Genomic DNA, 21612 nt, shown 5'->3' with positions numbered 1-21612 from the left:
TTTTATTATGAATGATGTTAATAGTAATCCATATTTTAAACTGTTTTTAAAACAACGAGAAAACCAATATGCAGTAGGGAATCGTAGTTATAAAGAAAGGCGTAAGATTTTAACCCAACTTCAGCGTGCTATTGAGGTTACTTATAGAACTCAAATTCAGGAGGCTCTGCAAAAAGATTTAGGGAAACCTGTGGTAGAAACAGAACTTACAGAAATTTTTGCCATCATAGGAGATATTAAACATGCTAAAAAGCATTTAAAGCAATGGACTCAAAAGCAAAGGGTAGAAACACCAATGTCTATGTTGGGATCTAGTTCTTATATTACATATGAGCCCAAAGGGGTTTGTTTAATTATTTCTCCTTGGAATTTTCCTTTCAATCTTACTTTTGGTCCTTTAGTATCAGCTATAGCTGCTGGAAACACGGCAATTATAAAGCCCTCTGAGATGACACCGCATTCTTCTGCATTAATGTCTAAAATTATTGCAGATGTGTTTTTAGAAGATGAAGTGGCTTTGGTGCAAGGTGAGGTTGAGGTCTCTACGCAGTTGTTAAAACTCCCTTTTAATCATATCTTTTTTACCGGTTCTCCAAATGTGGGGAAAATTGTTATGGAAGCAGCATCTAAACATTTGGCTTCTGTAACTTTAGAACTTGGAGGGAAATCTCCAACCATAGTAGATAAAACGGCTAATATTGATAAAGCTGCAAAGAAAATTATGTGGGCAAAATTTCTGAATTGTGGACAAATTTGTGTGGCTCCCGACTATGTTTTAATAGATGAAAGTATAAAAACTCAATTTATTACATCGTGTAAAAAATGGCTTAAAAGCTATTATAATGATCATCCAAAAATATCAGATTCTTATGGGAAAATAGTAACAGACAAGCATTTTGAACGTTTAAATTCTTATCTCGAAAATGCAAGAACTCTAAAGGCAACTTTTGAAGTAGGAGGTGAAACCGATAGTGCTTCAAAATATATTGAGCCGACTTTAATTTCCGATTTAAAACCTGAAGCTAAATTATTAGAAGATGAAATATTTGGGCCTATTTTACCTATAGTCACTTATGAGAATTTAGATGAAGCGATTAAATACATTAATTCTAAACTGAGGCCATTGGCACTTTATATTTATAGTAAAAGTAAAGTTAATACTAGAAAAATCATGAATAATACTAGGGCAGGAGGGACCTGTATTAATAATAGTGTGTTGCATTATGCTAATCATAATTTACCTTTTGGAGGTGTAAACAATAGTGGTATTGGTAAGAGTCATGGCTTTTATGGTTTTCAATCTTTTAGTAACGAACGTTCCGTTTTAAAACAGCATACGTTTGGAGTTACTGAATTGCTATTTCCTCCTTATAGTGGTTTTAAGGAGAAATTGGCAAGATGGACTATAAAGTGGTTTTAAAAAGAAAAAGCCGCTCCCTACAGCGACTTTTACCTAAATATATAATTCTACTAAAATAATAGCTCTATAAAATTAGCGTAAATGCATGAAGAAATCAGTTTTATTTAGTGAATAGCTTCTTTTCTTTAGTGAATAACATTAGGTAGGATTTGATAAATTTATTAAAAACGAAAAAGCCGCTCCCTACAGCGGCCTTTTCCTCAAAAACATAATTGTTCCTTTAAACAATTATTAATTTTTTAATCTCCTGTTGTATTAGTGTTTCTTTCTAAAACTAAAAGTCTTGCTTCTAACTGTTCTAACTTGTTTAATTGTTGTTTTAAGTTTTTATTTTCAGCTTCTAAAGTTTTAATTTTAGTGTTTAGTTCTTGTATGGCTTTTACGGTTACAGGAATAATATCTGAATAATACACACCGAGATTTGTTACAGGACGCATTTCTTCTGCACCTGTTTCTTCATCTATAGTTACAGATTCTTCTGTTACAACAACCTCAGGAATTGTTTCTAATAAGTTTTGTGCAGAAAAGCCAATCTTAGTAGCTTGGTTGGTTGCATCTTTCCATTTGTACGTAATAGTCTCTATTTGCATTAGCTTTTCTAAACCATATTCTAGGGGCTTTATATTCTTTTTTTGTCTTAGGTCGCTGGTATTAATTGTACCATCTACTGCCCAAAGTGACTGCCATCTCCAATTTGAAGTACCTAGAGATCTTGCATTATCATCATACGGTAATAATCTTCCATGAAGCATAACGTATAAATTACCAGCATCATGTAAGAACTCTGTACTTCCAATTCCTACTGTTGTATCTCTATTGTTTGAGCCAAGTTCAAAATCTGCAACATAGTTTATTGTAGTGTTAAATGAATTTACCATTCTTGTATTGCCGTTCTCTGCATATCCAGTGGTATCATTATTTCCAAATCTTATTACATTTGCACTAGCATCTAACCAAAATAAATAGGGTCTTGTATCCGACTCCATTCTAAAATCATTTACTGCTGTTCCAAGTTCATTAAAAACAGTAGCTCCATTACCATGTATTCTGTGATTTATGGCGTTATCTTGGTAAAGATCTAAAACACCATCGTCGGCACTATCATAAAGTCTGGCTAATATATCTCCTCCGCTTACAGAACCGTCTCTAAGGTAAATATCATCAGAAAAGAAAGAATTACCTGTAACATTAAAGGTGCCTGCATTATTAACAGCGCCTATAGATACTCTGTTGAGCCCTGCGTCAAGGTTAAACATTCCACTATTTGCATTTGATTCTATTCTAAAATTTCTGTCTAGTCCTTGTTCGTTAAAAACAAATTGTGAATTGGCATCTAAGTCAACTGAAACAATTCCGTTTTCCATTATTTGAAGTCTACCATCATCTGCATCATCTATAAATCTTGCTATTACTGTAGATGTTGAGTTAGAATTTTCATCTCTTATATATAGGTCGCCACCAAGGACAGTGTCACCAAAGGCATTGACTTCAAGCTTGTTAACGCCAGTATCTTGTACTTTAAATGTTCCAGTACTGTTAATATTTATATTTAAATCGTTAACTCCGTTGGTTATTGTTGTATTCTGAATAAGATTTCCACCAAGCCTAATATCATTGGAGTATGTTGTAAGTCCATTTGTACCAACAGCATTAAGCGTTACATTACCCGTTGCTCCTCCTCCTGTAAGACCAGTGCCTGCATTAACTTGAATGATGTCGCCACCACTATCTAAAGCAGATAAATTAACAGATTGAGATGTGCCATTTTCTATGCCAACTGTGAGCATATTTGTTGATGAATTAAACCCTAGGCTTTGAATATTTTGATTATCGGTTCCCGTTCCGTCTTGCAATGAGGCTAAGTTTACTGTTTGTAAAGGCTGACCGTCATTTTCTAAAGAAAGTCTTAATGTTGTTCCACTTAAACTCAAATTATCAATGGTTTGGTTGTCGGTTCCCGTTCCGTCTTGCAATGAGGCTAAGTTTACTGTTTGTAAAGGCTGACCGTCATTTTCTAAAGAAAGTCTTAGTGTTGTTCCACTTAAACTCAAATTATCAATGGTTTGGTTGTCGGTTCCTGTTCCATCTTGTAATGGAGCTAAATTGATAGCGGTTCCTGTTCCGTTTTCGATACCTAAATTTAAAGTTGTTCCAACTAAATTAGGTGTTAATAGGTTTTGATCATCCTTACTATTTATTATAACCCAACCAGTACCGTGATTATAATAATAAAACCCCTTTCCTGAAGCTCCTGTTCCTGTGTAAAAAATAAGCATACCATCTCTTGTGGCACCTGGTGTAGATGGGAAATTACTCATACGTGGAATTAAAATACCATCACTGTTTGCAGGACTAGAAGTGCTGCTTGCCGAAATGTCTAATTGGGCTTGTGGATTAGTATTACCAACACCTACTTGTGCCGCAACGGAAAGAATAAATAGAAAGGTAAATGAACATGAAAGTCGTAATTTTGTTTTCATAATAGCACGTTTTTGAGTAGTCTTCTTCTAAAAACAATTTGAGTGATGATTTTTGTAGAGAAATTGTTTTTTCAATTATAAAGACTGATTAATAGCTAAAATAAATCTAGTTTAAAATCAGTCTTTTAGACTGCTATTTTTAGTGAACGCACTTTTTTTTATAGTGAATACAGATTAACGTAAGAAATGTGTTTTTTACTGAGTTCCGTTAATCTTAACTATAGGCTTTTTAGCCTACTAACGACTAAACTTTTCTGTGAAGCACTTACAGGAATACTTTCGTCAATAAGAGAGATGGTGTTTTTGTTAACACTAAGAATGTGTTTTAAGTTGACCACATAAGAACGATGTGCTTTAATAAAATCATTGCCTTGTAATTGTTCGGAAATGTGTTTGAGCGTATGTGGTACTAAGTAAGTTTCAGTTTTGGTAACTATGTAACAATAGTTATCAAATGCTTTTAAATATTGTATTGAGTTCTGATTAATACGATGCAGTCTACCTTCGTGTTTTATACTTAAAAAATGTTGCTTTGATTCGTTGTAATTATGCCATGCCAATTCAATATTGGTTCTTAAACTGGTTTCTGTAAAAGGCTTAACAATATAGCCAAGTGGATTGGTGTGTTTAACACGTTCTATAGTGTTAGGATCCGTTTGAGATGAAAGAAATAAATAAGGGATGTTTTTTTTATCTAACTCTATGGCCAAATCTACACCATCTTTATCTCCAGAAAGTTGAATATCAAGAAGCGTTAAGTCTGGTTTTAGTAATTCTATATCTCGCAGAGCGGTTGTGTAATCTTCAGCATCACCAACAGCAAAAAAACCTTGTTTGCGTAATGCGACTTCAATAGTAGAAACTATTAAAGGTTCGTCTTCAACGATAAAGATGTTTAGGGATTTCAAACTTTATTTATTTAGAGTCTTAATCTAGTTTAAACGTTTTGTTAATGGTCTCTTTTTTTAGTGAATGCCTCTTTTTATTTAGTGAATAAGATTTTTAGTATTCCTAAAGAAGCTTATATTTATTTATAACTAAGGTGGCTTCTGTGCCTTTGTTTAGTTCTGATTTATAATTTAAAGTAGCCTTGAGCTTTTTAGACAATGCTTTCATTAAAGTGATACCAAAAGAAGTACTTTTTATTTCTCCCTCAAACCCTTTACCATTATCAATGACTTTTAATACTAATTGTTCTGCTTCTTTATAAAACTGAATACTAATTTTACTTTTGGGTGTCACCTTATCAAAAGCGTGTTTTATGGTGTTTACAATAAGCTCATTTAAAATTAAGCCTATTGGAGTAACGGTTTCAATGTCTAAAACTAAAGGTTCTACATCTAGTTCGTATGTAATGGTTTCTGACTCAAATTGATGACTTTCAAAAATATCGCGTACTAAATCATTGAAATAATCTTGCGTATTAATGCCTACCAATTCATCCTTATTGTATAATTTTTGATGAATTAATACCATAGAGCGGACTCTGTTTTCAGCTTCTTTTATGGCAATTTTAGCTTCTTTATCTACAACACTTTCAGATTGTAAATACAGCAGACTAGATACAATTTGAAAACTATTTTTTACGCGATGATGTGTTTCTTTAAGTAGTACATTTTTTTCATCTACGGATGCTTCTAATAGTTTCTTTTGTTTGGCTAGTGTAATACTCTGCTTTTTATTTCTATAAGAGAAAAACCCTAAAACTAAAACTAACAGCAAGCCTGATGCAGCTAAGTAAGAATACAATTTACTTTGTTTTTCCTTAGCTTCTAATTCAATGGCATTAAGTTCTTGAGTTTTGTTAAACTCATATTCCATTTCTTGCTGCGTTTGTTTTTTAATGTTGTTTTCATTGAAAATAGAATCTTTAGTCTTGGTGTATAATTGGTAATTTTCTAAAGCCAAGTTATAGCTTCCTATAGATTTATATGATTTGGATAAGCAATCGCAGGCTTCAGAAGTTAATTCTAAATTTCCTGCTTTCAAGGCTAAATCTTTAGCAGTGTTACAATTTTCTATAGCTAAATTGTATTTTCCAGTTTCGAAATAAAGATTACCAAGATAATTTTTAGCAATGGTTAAGTTTTCTGTTACACCAGCTTTATCATAATAATCATGAGCTTGTTTCAAAAAGATTAAAGCTTCATCATAGTTTTTTAATTTTGAATGTGCATTTCCAATGTTTAAGGCCGAACTCATAATAAAACGCATTGGAGCTTTCCCTTTTTCTTTTAATATTTTTCCTTCTTCAAATTGTTTTAAAGCCTCTTGAAGACGTCCCTGATTTAATAGCATTTCACCTTCATTAGAAATAATAATTCCAGCATTTACATAAGAGTCAAGACTCAAAGACGCTTTGTAAGCATTTTCATAATAAATGGAAGCCTTGTCAAATTCTTCCATTTGATTATAATAATTTGCTAATGAATTATTGAGTACAGAGCTTTCTCCTTTAAATTTGCGACGTTGAGTTTTATCTAATTTTAACGTGTCAATTTTATCTAAAGCACGTTTAGAATTCAACATTGTGGCAAGTGCTAAGGGAATATTGCCTTGTTTTCTATAAATACCACTTTTGGTCATTAAGTTAGAGGCTCTTAAAAAGGGCATTGTCTCATCATTGATATAAGAAATAGATTTGTCTAAATATATCTCAGCGGAATCTAATTGGCTGTTGTAATAGAAGAAGTTTCCTAAGGAATAATATGAATTAGCAAATAGCTTAGCATCATTGTTTGTTTTAGAAATGCTGATGGCTTTATCAATTAAAGCACGCGAATCTTTTGAGTATCGAAATTGGCCAGCATTACTTGTAAGGACTCTTATTTTTTCATAATTATCAGTGTAAGTATCTACAGTGCTAATTAATGAGTCTATGACTTTTTGCTTATCTAAATTGTTCTGTGCTGGCAGAAAACTTAAAAAACTGAGCAAGAATATAAAATAAGTATATTTCAATATTATGTAGGTTGGTTAATTTCCTACAATTTAAGCATTTATGTTTTATTATAATAATCCGATTGAATTTGTTCGTTTTTTCCATCTTGAAATTTAGTCATACTAAACCACTGATGAATTGAATAACTTCCTGTTTCTCCTTTTTTATTAAGAGCAATATATCCTACTTGAAAATTCTTGTAATTGCTATTAGGTTTATTTACAATTCTGCTAATTGCTTCTTCACAGGCTTCTTGAGGAGATTTGCCTTGCCGCATTAACTCTACAACTAAAAAACTACCGACAGTTTTTGCGACCTCTTCGCCTAAACCAGTAGCTGCGCATGCTCCTATTTCATTATCTACAAACAATCCAGAACCTATTATTGGGCTATCACCAACACGTCCTCCCATTTTGTAAGCTAAGCCACTTGTAGTACAAGCACCAGAAATATCTCCATTTTTATCAATGGCTAACATGCCAATGGTATCATGATTTTCTATATTGATAATGGGTTTGTATTTGGCTTCAATTTTCCATTTTTCCCATGCTTTTTTTGAAGCTTCAGTTAGTAGGTTTTCGGATTTAAAGCCTTTTGAAATGGCAAATTGTTTGGCGCCTTCACCAGCGAGCATTACATGTGGTGTGTCTTCCATCACTTTTCTTGCCACAGAAACGGCATGGGTTATATTTTGAAGATACACTACCGAGCCACAGTTGCCATGTTTGTCCATTATACTAGCATCGAGTGTAACATTACCTTCTCTGTCTGGCAAGCCACCTTTACCAACGGTTTGTCCTTTTTCGTTAGCTTCTTCTATTCTGCAACCTTGTTCTACGGCATCTAGAGCATTTCCTCCTTCTTTTAATATTTCCATAGCTTTGGCTGTGGCGTTTTCAACATGCCAAGTTGCAATGACTATTGGTAGTGAGGCTTTTTCTACATTAACTATTGATGCTTTCGTTTCAGTAGAATTTTCTGCACAATTTACAAGTGTACTACCAACAGCAAAACCAACTCCGGTTAACGATGTATTTTTTATAAAATCGCGTCTTTTCATCGAAAATTATTTTCGTTAATATGTAACACCTTGTTTGTCTAAAACCGTTTTTGTTCTAAAGGCATAGAATAATAAATACCCAAAACAAGCTACAGCAATCCAGTATGAGGTTTGAATATTAAAGACGTCTGCCAATTTTCCTTGTACAGGAGGAATAATAGCACCACCTAAAATCATCATAATTAAAAAAGCTGAACCTTGAGAGGTGTATTTTCCTAAGCCAGCAATACTTAGTGTAAAAATACAAGGCCACATAATTGAGCAAAATAAACCACCAGACAAGAAGGCAAATAAAGCAACATTACCTGAAGTAAAGAGACCAATAAGCATTCCTAACATTCCTAAAAGACTGAATATTTTTAAAGTTTGAACAGGATTGTCTTTTGCTAAAAAGAAACCTCCAATTTGAACCGCAATACAGATGGCAAAAAATAGAATTTCATTTGCTGTAAAACTGTATTTAACCAAATTAGCCAAAATGATTACAGCAAAGGCCACATAAGGTACTATAATTAGAAGTACTTTTTTTAACCCTTTACTTGGATTAAAAACAGTAACAGCACCAACCCATCGTCCAATCATTAGTCCGCCCCAATACATGGAAATATATTTTCCTAATTCCGAATCATTTAAAACAGGTAAACCTATAGTATTTAAACCAGTGTTTTCTACACCTTGCTTTAAAAGTTCTCCAAGATTACTTCCTATGGTTACCTCTACACCAACATAAGTAAATATAGCTAGCATGCCTAAAACAAGTTGAGGGTATTTCATGGCTCCCCAACCATCCGGATTTTTAGAAGCACTAGAGTTTGCTATAAAAACAGTTGCTATTACTGCCAATAGTGCAATAAACAAAATGATTAATCTAGTGTGCTCTATGTCTTCAGTAGCAACAGCGTCTCCTGAGTACGTGCTAAAAATATAACCAAAACAACCGACGATAACTAAGGTTAAAATAATTAATAAGTTTCTAGCTTTATTAGCGGGTTCAAAAGCGGTTTCAGATTTAAGAGCTGGTAGTTTTTTTGAAAAATGAAATAGTGCTGCTGCAATTAAAAATAAAGCACCAACGCACATATATAAAACTTGTACGGTGACCAACGTAATTTCATTGGTGTTAATTTTTTCAGCTAATTGCTCAGTAGACCAAGAAGCAGATCCAAAAATAGCAAGACTTACTACAATTGGGCCAATAGTTGTACCAAAGGAATTTATACCTCCTGTTAAATTTAAGCGATGTGAGCCTGTTTTTGGATCACCCAGTGCAACGGCAAACGGGTTTGCTGCAGTTTGTTGTAATGAAAATCCTAGTGCTACAATGAAAAAAGCGATAAGCACAAAATAGAACACCTCTGTTTGGCCTTGTTCTGCACCAGCAGTTGCAGGATACATTACAAAAGCTCCTATTGCAGATAACAGTAAGCCGTAAACAATACCATTTTTGTAACCCCAATTATTTAATATATCACGCTTTACAGCACTAGACATTACAAATAATGATAGCGCACCAATATAATAGGCACCATAAAAAGCAAAATCAACTAATTGCGATTGAAACTGGTCAATATTAAAATAGGTTTTACAAAATGGAATAAAGACACTATTTGATGCTGCAATAAATCCCCAGAAAAAGAAAACCGTACATAGAGTTGCTAATGCTGATTTGTTATTTTGATTGTTCATTGTTATAAATGGTTAGTTAGTTTAAAGGTCTTGCTTAAATTGTGTTTTGTTGCTAATACAATCTTAAATGGTTAATTCTAATCGGATTTAAAAGTATTGAATGTTATGCTATTTTATTGAAATTTCATCCACAAAAATCCAACTTCGTCCATCCATAGGATAGCCAACATGCCATTTTGGTACTTTGCCAAGTTTTTTCGCAACGATTTTTACATATTTATATTTAGTTTTTGGAATTTTAAATTCAATTGTTTTAATGGCTATTGCACTATTCTTTTCAGCCGAATTTATAGTTTGTGGAGGCAAAGCTTTAAATGTTTTATTGTCTTTTGAAACAAAACACTGAACTTCCGTGGGGTAAAAAATCCAAGCATCCTGATCTTGTAAAAAGTTAACTGCGATTAAATTAATAGATTTCTCAGTGCCTAAATTAACGGTTGCAACCATATCTTTATCCTCATAACCTTGCCAGCTTCCAGTTCTGTAATTTTTGGTACTTCTAATACCATCAATAAGTGCATCATTGCCTCCTGCGCTATATTGATTGGCATAATCACTTTCAAGAGTAATACTCAAATTGGGATCAATTTTGAAAAATGATGTGGTTAATACCGGACTTTTTAAATTCCCTTTTTCGGAATATAATTTTACTTGTGTATCTTCTGAAATAGTAAATGGGGTGTCATAAATTTTGAAATCATTGTCATCTAAAGCATAATATATTTTAGCATCAACTTCAGAGGTAGATAACACAACTTCGGTCGAATCTCTAAACGTAATATCTCCTTTTGCGATAAATGGAGATGGCAGAATGATATGATCTTTTATTTCGGTTTTTGGTTCAGATTCTTCTTTTGTTCCCCATGTTGAAGGTTGATTGGTCATATTAAATTCTAGAGATCCGCCAGAAACAATTGCTGAATGACTTATAAACGTTTCATTTAATGTTTTGCCATTGAGTTTCACACTTTCAATATACTTATTTGAATCGCTGAGGTTATTGGCGGTGATGTTGAATTGTTTTCCGTCTTCAAGACTTATGGTTGCTTTATCAAAAAGAGGTGTTCCAATGATGTACTCATTACTTCCTGGAGTTACGGAATAAAAACCCATGGAGCTCAACACATACCAAGCACTCATTTGTCCGCAATCTTCATTTCCTGAAACGCCATCGGGATCATTACGATACAACTCCGTTAAAATTTGATGCACTTTCTCTTGCGTTTTATAGGGTTTATTCACAAAATTATAGAGGTAAGCCATATGATGACTAGGTTCATTGCCATGCGCATATTGCCCAATTAGGCCTGTGATATCCGATTGGTGGCGTCCGGATATTTCTGTTTTGGCGCTGAATAATTCATCCAATTTTGCTTCTAGCTGATCTTTTCCTCCAAGTAGTTCTATAAATCCTGAAATATCTTGAGGAACATAAAAACTGTATTGCCAAGCGTTGGCTTCGGTGTAATTAAAATTCACTTCGTAAGGGTCAAAAGGAGTAAACCAGGTGTTTTTAAAACGTCCTCGCATAAAGTTGGTTTCCGGATCAAATACATTTTTGTAGTACTGCGCACGCTGAATGTAAGTTTTGTAATCCTCCGTTTTACCCATGGCTTTTGCCATTTGCGCAATGGTCCAATCGTCATAAGCGTATTCTAGTGTTTTTGAAACCGATTCGCTTTCTTCATCCACAGGAATAAATCCATATTTTTTATATGCTTCAAGTCCAAATTTATCTCTGGTTGCCGAATACTTCATAGCTTCAAAAGCTTTTTCGGTATCGTAATCGCGCAAGCCTTTTAAATAGGCATCTGCAATGACTGGTACGGCGTGATAGCCAATCATACAATTCGTGTAATTTCCTGCTAAATCCCACATAGGCATAATGCCACCTTCGTCATATTTTGCTAAAAAGGTTTTGATAAAATCATTGGTGCGGTCTTGTTCTATAATGGTGTAAAGCGGATGTGCTGCTCTATAGGTGTCCCAAAGTGAAAATACCGAGTAATAATTAAAATCGGTTGTCTTATGAATCTCTAAATCCATGCCTCTATAGCGACCATCAACATCTTGATACAATTGTGGTGCTAGCATAGTATGGTATAATGCTGTATAAAAATTGGTCTTTTTATCTAAATCGTTGCTTTCAATTACTATTTTTTCAAGTTGCGATTCCCAAATCTGTTGGGCTTCTTGTTTAACGGTTTCAAAATCTTTGTTTAAAACTTCGGCTTCTAGATTTTTACGTGCACCATCTATATCAACGGCTGAAATGCCGACTTTCATATAAACAGATTCGTTGTTTGGGTTTATAAATTTTAAAGCAGATCGTCTGGCTCCTGGTATTCCTGTTTCTGGTGGTGATTGTAACACATCATTAAACGGGTGCGATGTTTTTATAATAAAGTATAAACGTTGATCTTTTGCCCAAGCTTCAGAATGGCGATAACCAACAATTTCAGTGTCCGATATTTTTTCAATCTTAGCATCTAAAACCTTATCACGATGTACTAAATCTAAAATCACATATTGATTTTTAGAACTTGGAAATTCGTATTTATGAACACCACTTCGTTGTGCAACGGTAAGTTCTACATTAATATTTGTAGAATCTAAATGGACTTTATAATAGCCAGGTTCTGCAAATTCATTATCATGACTGAAATGTGCACGATAGCCTTTTTTGCCATCAGCTCCATTATTAAAATTGATTTCGTTTGTTGGCATTAAAAGCACATCTCCATAGTCGCTAATGCCTGTTCCGCTTAGATGCGTATGCGAAAACCCATAAATATAACGGTCTGTATAATGATAGCCCGAGCAACCATCCCAACCGTCTAAGCGTGTGTCAGGACTTAACTGCATCATCCCAAAAGGCAGTGTTGCCCCAGGATAAGTGTGTCCGTGACCACCTGTGCCAATAAAGGTATTAACGTAGTGGGTTAGTAGTTGGTCTTTTTGAGCTTCGGTAATTGAAGTTGAGGTATTACAACTTATAAGAAGTGTAAGCGCAATTACAATAGCGGTTCGTTTAAAATTCATCAAAAAGACAATTAATTATAATGCATCTAATATAGTAAAATGAAATTAAGACTGTTTTTAAGGGGAGTCCTTTTTGTTTAGTTTTTATTTTGACATTCTGAGTATTAAGCTTGAAAAATCTTTAACACTTTCATAAGATAGGTCGCTTGTTATAAGCTTTAAATTTGTAAACTCAAAAAAACAAGATGATTCGCTGGATACTATTTGCTATTTTATTTATAATTCTAACGGTTTATGGTTTTCAAGCCATAAGAACTGTAACTAAACAAACTTGGATATACTATGTATTCTTTGGTATAGCTATCGTTATTGTGGGGAATTTTATTTTTCAGTTTACATCTGGTAATGAAGGGCGTGTACTGACACCAGCCAAAAGTTACGCATTTGGGTTTTTACTAACATTTCTAGCTTTTAATTTGGTGTTAGTCCCAATTTTAATTGGAGAAGATATTATAAGAGGAGCAATTGGTCTGTACCAAAAGGCCATGACTCAGAAAGAGGCGTTCTATTTTCCATCACGCAGAAAATTTATTAGTCAGGTTGCTTTAGGCTTGGCTGCTATTCCGTTTTCATCTTTGCTTTACGGCATGTATAAAGGCAAATATAATTTTAGAGTTCTTAATTATACGCTTCATTTTGAGGATTTACCAGAGGCCTTTGATGGGTATAGAATAACTCAGATAAGTGACATACATTCGGGTAGTTTTGATAACAAAGAAAAAATTGAGTATGCCGTAGATTTAATTAATGAACAAGAATCTGATATTTTGTTATTTACAGGAGATATGGTAAATAATAAAGCGTCTGAAATGTTACCTTGGAAGGATACTTTTGGAAAATTAAGAGCTAAGGATGGATTGTATTCTGTTTTAGGAAATCATGATTATGGAGATTATGTAGATTGGAGTTCTGCTGCTGCTAAAAAGCAAAATTTAGAAGATTTAAAAACCCTTCAGAAAGAAATAGGCTTCGATTTGTTATTAAATGAAAACCGATTTCTTGAAAAAGAAGGTCAGCGTATTGCTTTAATCGGTGTTGAAAATTGGGGTATAGGAGGTTTTAAGCAAGCTGGAGATTTAAAGAAAGCTTCTGAGCAAGTTCATAAAGATGATTTTAAGATACTAATGAGTCATGATCCTAGTCATTGGGATAAAGTTGTGGTTAATGATTCGTATCATTATCATTTAACTTTAAGTGGCCATACACATGGTATGCAATTTGGAATTGAAATACCGGGTTGGGTAAAATGGAGTCCTGCAAAATGGCGTTATAAACAATGGGCTGGAATTTATACAGAGTTAGGTCAGCATATCAATGTCAATAGAGGTTTTGGTTATTTAGGATATCCTGGACGTGTTGGAATTTGGCCAGAAATCACTGTAATTGAGCTCAAAAGAGGAACTAAAAGTGCATAATTGTAAAGAATTGCTTATTTTTATGATATGAGTACCTAACTCACGGATATAAATTACTAGGTTTTTGTGAGTTTGAAGTACTTGTATATTTGACTAAAACTAAAACGTATGTCAAAATTTGGGGAATTAATAGATGTTGAAATTCCAGTACTTCTGGATTTTTACACTGAAGCGAATGATCAATCTGTTGCTATGCATTCTGTGCTTAGAGATGTTGCGGCTTCATTAGGTGATAAAGCTAAAGTTATAAAAATTGATGTCGGTAAAAATAAAGAACTTGCAGAAGCATTGCGTGTTAAAGGTCTACCAACATTAATCATTTATAAAGATGGAGAAATGAAATGGCGTCATAGTGGCGAACAAGACGCTAATACGTTGATTAATATTATTCAAGAGTATGTTTAGGTGATTTTGATAAAGGTTTATAAAACCTATCAAGTATTATGTTATGCTCTTAAATTCATAACCTTTTTTGCTGTAATATTCTAAAACCTTAGGGAGTACATATTTTAAATTACGTGATGCTTTTATGCTATCATGAAGCACAATAATACTTCCCTCTTTGGCTGCTGATGTTATATTTTTAAGGCAAGTTTCTTTTGATACAGATTTATCCCAATCGTAAGATAAAATATCCCACATCACGATTTTGTATCCTAATTTCAACAATTTTTTACTTTGTTTATTTTTAAACTTACCATAAGGTGGTCTAAATAGTTTTGATGACGGTTTATTGTTATCTGTTAAAAATTTTGAATTCTGAATTTGAAACTGAATAACGGAGTCGGTAAGTTCAACATTCCCAAGATACATTTTCGTTTTCGTTTTCCAACCTTTTAAATGGTTGTAAGTATGATTACCAATTGAATGTCCTTCTTTAATTATATTTTGAAAAATTTCAATATTTGCCTCAATATTACTACCAATGCAAAAAAATGTTGCTTTTGCATTGTAATCTTTTAAAGTTTGAAGCACCCAATCTGTAATTTCAGGAGTTGGGCCATCATCAAAGGTTAAAAAGAGTTCTTTTTTAGTTGTATCAATATTCCAAATAAAATTTGGAAATAAAGCTTTCACAAACCCTGGTATTTTAGCTGGAATAATTTTCATTAGAGTTTAATTCTCTGGTGCTATTCTTTCAATAGTGTCTTTAATGGTACTTTGTATATCAATATCGTTTGGCACTTCAGGTAGCTCTTCGTCACTATAGCGATTCATAAGTTCGTCAAACAAGCTTAAATAGCTATTAAATGTTTTGGTTTCCTGTAATGCAAAATCTTTATCGTTATATATAACTAGAATATCAATTAAGGCTCTGTAACGTTGTATATCTATATAAATCTCTTCACCAACCATAAATTCTTGGTCTTCTATATCTAAGCTGCTATAGTATACCAAGTTTTCTTGGTATTTTTTAGCGACATCTTTGTAAAGGGCACGTCCTTTTTCTACGTTTCCTATTTCATAATATGCACTCACATAAGGCTCTAATAAAGAATAGAAACCAAATTTATCTACAGGCATTTTTTCCATAGCGATGTCTGCAATTTCTTCGGCTTTATCTAATTTATCTTCATTAATTAACTGTTCTATTAGTCGAGCTAAATTGCCTCTATAGGTAATTCCATTTCTTCTGGTTTCAATATCATAATAGAGGTCTTCTCCACTGCCTCCCCATTCCCAGTTTTTCACCATGTCGTACATAAGGTCTGGATCTACACGTCCCATGTCATAAGGATTAGCTCTGTCTACAGGTGTTTTAATAGGTACTAATTTATAACACATGCCATCGAGTTGTAAGTAATCTTTTAGCCAAATATAATCCTCGGCTCCAAAAGCACCACCAGTAAAATAAATTGGACGTTCCCAATTATTGTTGGCAATAATGTCTAACATTAATAGATTGTTTTTATAAATGTAGCTAGAGCTAATTTCAGTAAAAAGATTGTCTTCTATTTTGTCTGCATCTTTCGGTTTTACAATTCCTTTTTTAAGAACCATGTCTTTATTAACAGGAATGCTTATATAGCGTGATGGGTAATAATTAGAATTTAATAAGTGTTTAGGATATTGATCTGGGTCTTCACCTTGTCTTTCAACTACATATTTGAGTTTGGTACTTGGCTTTTCACTAGATACAAAATCCATAAAGTCCTTAATAGGTAATGTGTCCTTGGTAATTTCTCTTCTAATAATAACATCTCTTGTGGCTCCTCGATATTGATTGTGAGTAAGCTGTGAAGGAATAGGGTCACTCTCGTAAGCCTTGCGTTTCATTTGGTCAATGTACCAATCTGTTTGAAATAAACTGGTGTTTATTACACGTACATCTCTACGTACTCCTTCAATTTCTTGTAAATACCACAATGGGAATGTGTCGTTGTCTCCAATGGTAAATAGAATTGCATTAGGTGCACAGGACTCTAGATATTTACGAGCCATAGAATTTGTGGTGTACTTACCAGAACGATCGTGGTCGTCCCAATTATTCGCAGCTAAGACACCTGGCACAATAATAAGACAAGCTAAAGTAATAATAGGAGCTAAAAATTTTGTTTTTATACTTGATTGTAAAAGATCGTAGATGGCGTAAACTCCAAAACCAATCCAGATAGCAAAAACATAAAAAGAGCCTACAACAGAATAATCACGTTCTCTAGGTTCAAATGGTCTTATATTGGTGTAAAACTGAATGGCTAAGCCTGTTAGCAAAAAGAAGACGACTAATACCCAAAAACGTTTCAAATCCGAATACATTAAGAAAAAGAAGCCTACTAAACCTAATAGTAGTGGTAAGAAGTAATAGGTGTTTCTGGCTTTGTTTTCTAGAACGTCTGTTGGTAAATTATCTTGAGACAGCCCTAAATGCCACGAGTCTATAAAGTTTATACCAGAAATCCAATTTCCATTTTTATGTGTGTATCGTCCTTGAATGTCGTCTTGTCGTCCTGTGAAATTCCACATAAAATAACGCCAGTACATGTAGCCAAATTGGTATTGAAACATATACATGATGTTATCTACAAATGATGGTTTTTCAACAATTAAATATTGCTGACCGTAGTTTCTTAAAAACTGATTATAACCTTCATAATCAATTTCTCCTTCGGCAACACGTCTCTTAAAATCATAAACAAGCTGGTCAAATTGTTGTTTTTCTCCTAAAGCATATTGTGAAGCTTGGTCTTCGGTTAAACCTGCATTCATTGCTTCGTTGTAGGCACGTACTTGTAGGTTAGGATCAACTCTAAAGTCAATTAAACCTGTAAACATCATATAATTTTCGGCATGTTCAGCACTCCACATTCTTGGAAGAATTGAAGCATGCTCATGATTGTAGTTTTGTTTGCTTTTTTCCCAATCGTTAATAATGACGTATTTTCCAGCTTCATCATCACGCTCATAATTCTTTTTGTCGTCTACAAAAGGTTCGTCTTTATCTGCACCAGAATAGGATTCTGTAAACTGTGGTCCATAAAATAAATGGGTTTCAGGATATTGTTCTAAGTTGTAATAAGCTAAAAGCTCTCTAGCATCTGAAGGGTTGTTTTCGTTAATAACAACCTGCGCATTCGCACGAATTGGAAGCATCATCCAAGACGAGAATCCTATAAAGATGAACATTAGGCATAGTACTAGTGTGTTTGCGTGTTTCAACTCTTTCTTACGCGTATAATTCAGCCCAAAATAAAATAAAGCGATAACCATTAATCCAGTAATAATAGTTCCTGAATTAAAAGGTAAACCAATAGAGTTTACAAAAAAGACTTCTAAGTATCCAAAAAGTTTTAATGTTGAAGGCAGTAGTAACTTAAATATAAAAAGCAGAATTGCAGCTGAAGCAATATTTGCTATGATGAAGTTTTTAACGGTAATGGTTTTGTAATTCTTGAAGTAATACAGAAGACCTATGGCAGGAATCGTTAAGAGTCCCATAAAGTGAACACCAAAAGATAGTCCAATGACAAAGGCTATTAAGATTAACCAACGGTTACCTCGTGGCTTGTTCATATCTTGTTCCCAACGTAAGCCTAAATAGAATAGAATAGCCATTATTAATGTAGCCATGGCGTACACTTCGGTTTCTACGGCATTAAACCAAAACGAATCGGTAAAGGTAAAAGCTAAACTTCCTACTAAAGCACTTCCTAAAATAGCATATGCTTTACCTGGGTTTTTGTCTTCATTGTACTTTGTAAGTTTTACAAGCATAAGACTAATGGTCCAGAACATAAAAAGAATGGTAAATGCACTTGCAACACCACTCATCATGTTCATTATGGCACCAATCTGTGAAGGTTCTAACGCAAACATGGAGAAAAAAGCTCCAAACATTTGAAATAACGGTGCTCCCGGTGGATGTCCTACTTGTAACTTAGATGAAGTTAAAATATATTCGCCAGCATCCCAAAAACTCACTGTTGGTTCAATAGTAAGCCCGTAAACTACAACTGCTATTGTAAAAACAAACCATCCTAGAATGTTGTTCCACTTTTTAAAGTTAAAATCTGTCATGAAAACCTTGATTATTAATGCTGGCGAATTTACTAATTATTACCTAAATGGCTACATTTTTAAGTTAACGTTAAGTATTTTTAAAATTTTTATTGTTTTTTTTTGTCTAAGTGAAACTTTGTTTTAAATTTGCACCCTCAAAATGAGAGATTGGCCTATGGTGTAACTGGCTAACACATCTGTTTTTGGTACAGAAGAGTCTAGGTTCGAAACCTAGTAGGCCAACCAAAAGAAAAAATCCTAATCAGTAATTGATTAGGATTTTTTAATTTTAGAATATTAGTTAATTTTAGATTTAGTCTGATTTTTTATATTTTAAAAGTAATTACAGGGCGTTTTGCATGGTTTACTAAATCTTCGCTAATACTGCCATTAAAGAAATGCGCAATACCTTGTCTGCCATGCGTACTAATACCAATAAGATCTGCATTTATATCTTTAGAAACATTTAAAATACCTTGTTCTACAGAATTATCATTGTGAATAGTAATGGTGTAATTGTCAAAAGTCTCGCCTGAAATAAAATCTTCAATTCTAGATTTAGCTTCATACGATGTCATAAAATTACCAGAAGTAATAACGAGTAATAAATGAATTTTTGAGCCAAAAGCTTTAGCAAATTTTACGGCTTGTTTATAAGTTTCTTTGTTGTCATTTTTAAAATCTGAAGCAAAAACAAAATCAGATACGTCAAAAGATTCGTGCTCATTTTTAATTACTAAAACAGGAACGTCAGAAGTTCTTACAACTTTTTCGGCATTAGACCCAACAAACATTTCTTTAAGCCCTGTAGCTCCATGAGAGCCCATAACAATAAAATCGATATCAAATTCTTTACAAGAATCTTTAATTTCATTAAATGTAATGTCAGCTTTTACGGTTTCATGTACTGTAAGACCTTGTAAGTAGTCTGAAGCCATAAGATTTTCAAATCTTTTTTGTGCCAATTTCATAAAAAACAAGGTTTCGGGAATATCACTCTCTGCATTTCCTTGATCGGTTTGCTGCGTTGGAATTTCCATCATGTGCAGTAAATAGATTTCGGCATTATGAGATTTAGCAAGCATTGCTGCTACTTTTAATGCATTTTCAGCTTGTTCAGAAAAATCTGTAGGAACTAATATTTTATTCATTATTTGTTGTATTTATTTAGTTCCTTAAATCTAAGAAAATTATTCCACATTGCATAGCTTGGATAAATTAATATAAATGTCGTATATTTGCACCGTTGTTTACTAAAAATAAATAAGCGAGAGGACGAAAAGTCCTCTCTTTTTATATCAAATAATGTTTAAGAAAATAGTAGAAGACTTATTACAAAAGGCACTAGACGAGAGACAAGACCTCTTTTTAATAGATTTTTCTTTGTCTGGAGATAACGTTATTAAAATTGTAATAGATGGTGATAATGGCGTCTTAGTAGAAGATTGCATGTTTATAAGTCGAGCAATTGAACACAATGTAGATAGAGAAGAACACGATTTTTCTTTAGAAGTTTTATCTTCAGGTGCGACAACTCCTTTAGTTTTGCCTAGACAGTATAATAAGCATATTGGTAGAAATTTAGAGGTAAAGACTTTAGATCATCAAAATTTAGAAGGAGAACTCACAGAAGTAAATGATGATGGAGTGGTTCTAAGCTGGAAAGCAAGAGAACCAAAGCCTGTTGGAAAAGGAAAAGTAACAGTAGCTAAACAAGCTAATGTAGCTTTTGATAATATTAAAGAAGCAAAAGTTAAAATAAAATTTTAATTCATATCAATTATGGAAAATGTAGCGTTAATTGAGTCATTTTCAGAATTTAAGGACGACAAATTAATAGATAGAGTTACGCTAATGGCAATTCTTGAAGATGTATTACGTAATGCATTGAAGAAGAAGTATGGTGATGACGATAACTTTGATATCATAATAAACCCAGATAAAGGAGATTTAGAAATTTGGAGAAACCGAATCGTTGTTGCAGATGGTGAAGTTGAAGAACCAAATCAAGAAATTGAATTATCTGAAGCGCAAAAAATAGAGCCAGATTTTGAAGTTGGTGAAGACGTTGCAGAAGAAGTAAAGTTAATTGATCTTGGAAGACGTTCTATCTTAGCATTAAGACAGAACTTAATTTCTAAGATTCATGAACATGATAATACAAATATCTACAAGCACTTTAAAGAGCTTGAAGGTGAGATTTATACAGCAGAAGTACACCACATTCGTCACAGAGCAATTATTTTGTTAGACGATGATGGTAATGAAATTATACTTCCAAAAGACAAACAAATTCCTTCAGATTTCTTCAGAAAAGGAGAAAATGTAAGAGGAATTATTGAAAGTGTTGAATTAAAAGGAAGCAAACCAGCAATTGTGATGTCTAGAACATCACCAGTATTTCTTGAGAAATTATTTGAACAGGAAATACCAGAAGTTTTTGATGGTTTAATTACAGTTAAAAAAGTAGTACGTATTCCAGGAGAAAAAGCAAAAGTTGCAGTAGATTCTTACGATGATAGAATCGATCCAGTTGGAGCTTGTGTTGGTATGAAAGGTTCTAGAATTCACGGTATTGTACGTGAGTTAGGAAACGAGAATATCGATGTAATTAATTATACAAACAATGTTCAGCTTTTTGTAACAAGAGCATTGAGCCCAGCAAGAGTAACGTCTTTAAAATTAGACGAAGAAAATATGCGTGCTGAGGTGTTATTAAAACCAGAAGAGGTTTCAAAAGCTATTGGTAGAGGTGGTCACAATATTCGTTTGGCTGGTCAACTAACAGGTTATGAGATTGACGTATTTAGAGAAGGTGCAGAAGAAGATGTAGAATTAAAAGAATTCTCTGATGAAATTGAAGGTTGGGTAATTTCTGAATTTAGCAAAGCTGGCTTAGATACTGCAAAAAGTATTTTAGAGCAAGATGTTGTTGATTTAGTGAAGCGTACAGATTTAGAAGAAGAAACAATCTTAGACGTCATTAGGATTCTAAGAGAGGAATTTGAAGAATAATATCAGATTAATTTTAAAATGATTTTTATTATTTCATTTTGAAGTTATATTGGTAT

General features: G+C 33.4%; 14 protein-coding genes and 1 tRNA gene. 6 read left to right on the top strand and 9 right to left on the bottom strand.

All coding sequences use genetic code 11. The features are described 5' to 3' along the window. Window positions 1-7: 7 nt before the first annotated feature. On the top strand, window positions 8-1420 hold the full coding sequence (locus ABD730_RS04500) for an aldehyde dehydrogenase family protein (protein ID WP_344712876.1): 1413 nt from the start codon (window positions 8-10) through the stop codon (window positions 1418-1420). 239 nt (window positions 1421-1659) lie between these two features. On the opposite strand, the gene ABD730_RS04495 is transcribed toward ABD730_RS04500, so the two are convergent. The 6 genes from ABD730_RS04495 to ABD730_RS04470 all read right to left on the bottom strand — a co-directional run bounded on the left by ABD730_RS04495 (window position 1660) and on the right by ABD730_RS04470 (window position 12629). After that, complete coding sequence (locus ABD730_RS04495; protein ID WP_344712874.1) at window positions 1660-3900, bottom strand: tail fiber domain-containing protein; 2241 nt, start codon at window positions 3898-3900, stop codon at window positions 1660-1662. A gap of 218 nt (window positions 3901-4118) precedes the next feature. Continuing rightward, the gene (locus ABD730_RS04490; protein ID WP_334467947.1) at window positions 4119-4808 is read right to left on the bottom strand and encodes a LytR/AlgR family response regulator transcription factor; all 690 of its coding nucleotides are present in this window, start codon (window positions 4806-4808) and stop codon (window positions 4119-4121) included. A gap of 103 nt (window positions 4809-4911) precedes the next feature. Further along, window positions 4912-6861 carry a tetratricopeptide repeat-containing sensor histidine kinase gene (locus ABD730_RS04485; RefSeq protein ID WP_344712872.1) on the bottom strand — a complete coding sequence of 650 codons (1950 nt, stop codon included), beginning with the start codon at window positions 6859-6861 and terminating at the stop codon, window positions 4912-4914. 38 nt (window positions 6862-6899) lie between these two features. Then, the gene (locus tag ABD730_RS04480; protein ID WP_344712870.1) at window positions 6900-7901 is read right to left on the bottom strand and encodes an isoaspartyl peptidase/L-asparaginase family protein; all 1002 of its coding nucleotides are present in this window, start codon (window positions 7899-7901) and stop codon (window positions 6900-6902) included. Between the two features lie 15 nt (window positions 7902-7916). Further along, the gene (locus tag ABD730_RS04475; RefSeq protein WP_334467941.1) at window positions 7917-9587 is read right to left on the bottom strand and encodes an MFS transporter; all 1671 of its coding nucleotides are present in this window, start codon (window positions 9585-9587) and stop codon (window positions 7917-7919) included. Between the two features lie 108 nt (window positions 9588-9695). Beyond that, entirely contained in the window at window positions 9696-12629 is a 2934-nt protein-coding gene (locus tag ABD730_RS04470) for a GH92 family glycosyl hydrolase (RefSeq protein ID WP_344712868.1), read from the bottom strand. A gap of 185 nt (window positions 12630-12814) precedes the next feature. On the opposite strand from ABD730_RS04470, the gene ABD730_RS04465 reads away from it, so the two are divergent. Both ABD730_RS04465 and ABD730_RS04460 read left to right on the top strand, forming a co-directional pair. Continuing rightward, window positions 12815-14044 carry a metallophosphoesterase gene (locus ABD730_RS04465; RefSeq protein WP_344712866.1) on the top strand — a complete coding sequence of 410 codons (1230 nt, stop codon included), beginning with the start codon at window positions 12815-12817 and terminating at the stop codon, window positions 14042-14044. 108 nt (window positions 14045-14152) lie between these two features. Continuing rightward, a complete protein-coding gene (locus ABD730_RS04460) occupies window positions 14153-14449 on the top strand; it encodes a thioredoxin family protein (RefSeq protein ID WP_334467935.1) in 297 nt (98 codons plus the stop codon). Window positions 14450-14485: 36 nt separating this feature from the next. Here ABD730_RS04460 and ABD730_RS04455 read toward each other — a convergent pair whose 3' ends face one another. Both ABD730_RS04455 and ABD730_RS04450 read right to left on the bottom strand, forming a co-directional pair. Then, window positions 14486-15154 (bottom strand): polysaccharide deacetylase family protein, encoded by a 669-nt coding sequence (locus ABD730_RS04455; RefSeq protein ID WP_334467933.1) that lies wholly within the window; start codon window positions 15152-15154, stop codon window positions 14486-14488. Window positions 15155-15160: 6 nt separating this feature from the next. Then, window positions 15161-18559 carry a glycosyltransferase family 117 protein gene (locus tag ABD730_RS04450; protein WP_344712864.1) on the bottom strand — a complete coding sequence of 1133 codons (3399 nt, stop codon included), beginning with the start codon at window positions 18557-18559 and terminating at the stop codon, window positions 15161-15163. A 151-nt stretch (window positions 18560-18710) separates the two neighbouring features. Between ABD730_RS04450 and ABD730_RS04445 the strand changes: the two genes are divergently transcribed. Beyond that, a tRNA-Gln gene (locus tag ABD730_RS04445) sits at window positions 18711-18787 on the top strand. A gap of 80 nt (window positions 18788-18867) precedes the next feature. On the opposite strand, the gene ABD730_RS04440 is transcribed toward ABD730_RS04445, so the two are convergent. Next, window positions 18868-19692, bottom strand: coding sequence for a universal stress protein (locus ABD730_RS04440; protein ID WP_334471548.1), 825 nt, complete (start codon window positions 19690-19692; stop codon window positions 18868-18870). Window positions 19693-19846: 154 nt separating this feature from the next. On the opposite strand from ABD730_RS04440, the gene rimP reads away from it, so the two are divergent. Both rimP and nusA read left to right on the top strand, forming a co-directional pair. Next, a complete protein-coding gene (gene rimP / locus ABD730_RS04435) occupies window positions 19847-20311 on the top strand; it encodes a ribosome assembly cofactor RimP (protein ID WP_334471550.1) in 465 nt (154 codons plus the stop codon). Between the two features lie 12 nt (window positions 20312-20323). Continuing rightward, a complete protein-coding gene (nusA, locus tag ABD730_RS04430; RefSeq protein ID WP_215927875.1) occupies window positions 20324-21556 on the top strand; it encodes a transcription termination factor NusA in 1233 nt (410 codons plus the stop codon). The last annotated feature ends 56 nt before the right edge of the window (window positions 21557-21612 follow it).

The sequence above is a fragment of the Winogradskyella damuponensis genome (genome assembly GCF_039538385.1).
Lineage (GTDB): Bacteria > Bacteroidota > Bacteroidia > Flavobacteriales > Flavobacteriaceae > Winogradskyella > Winogradskyella damuponensis.
Note: the sequence above shows the minus strand (reverse complement) of the source record. Positions and strands in the feature narration are given on the sequence as shown.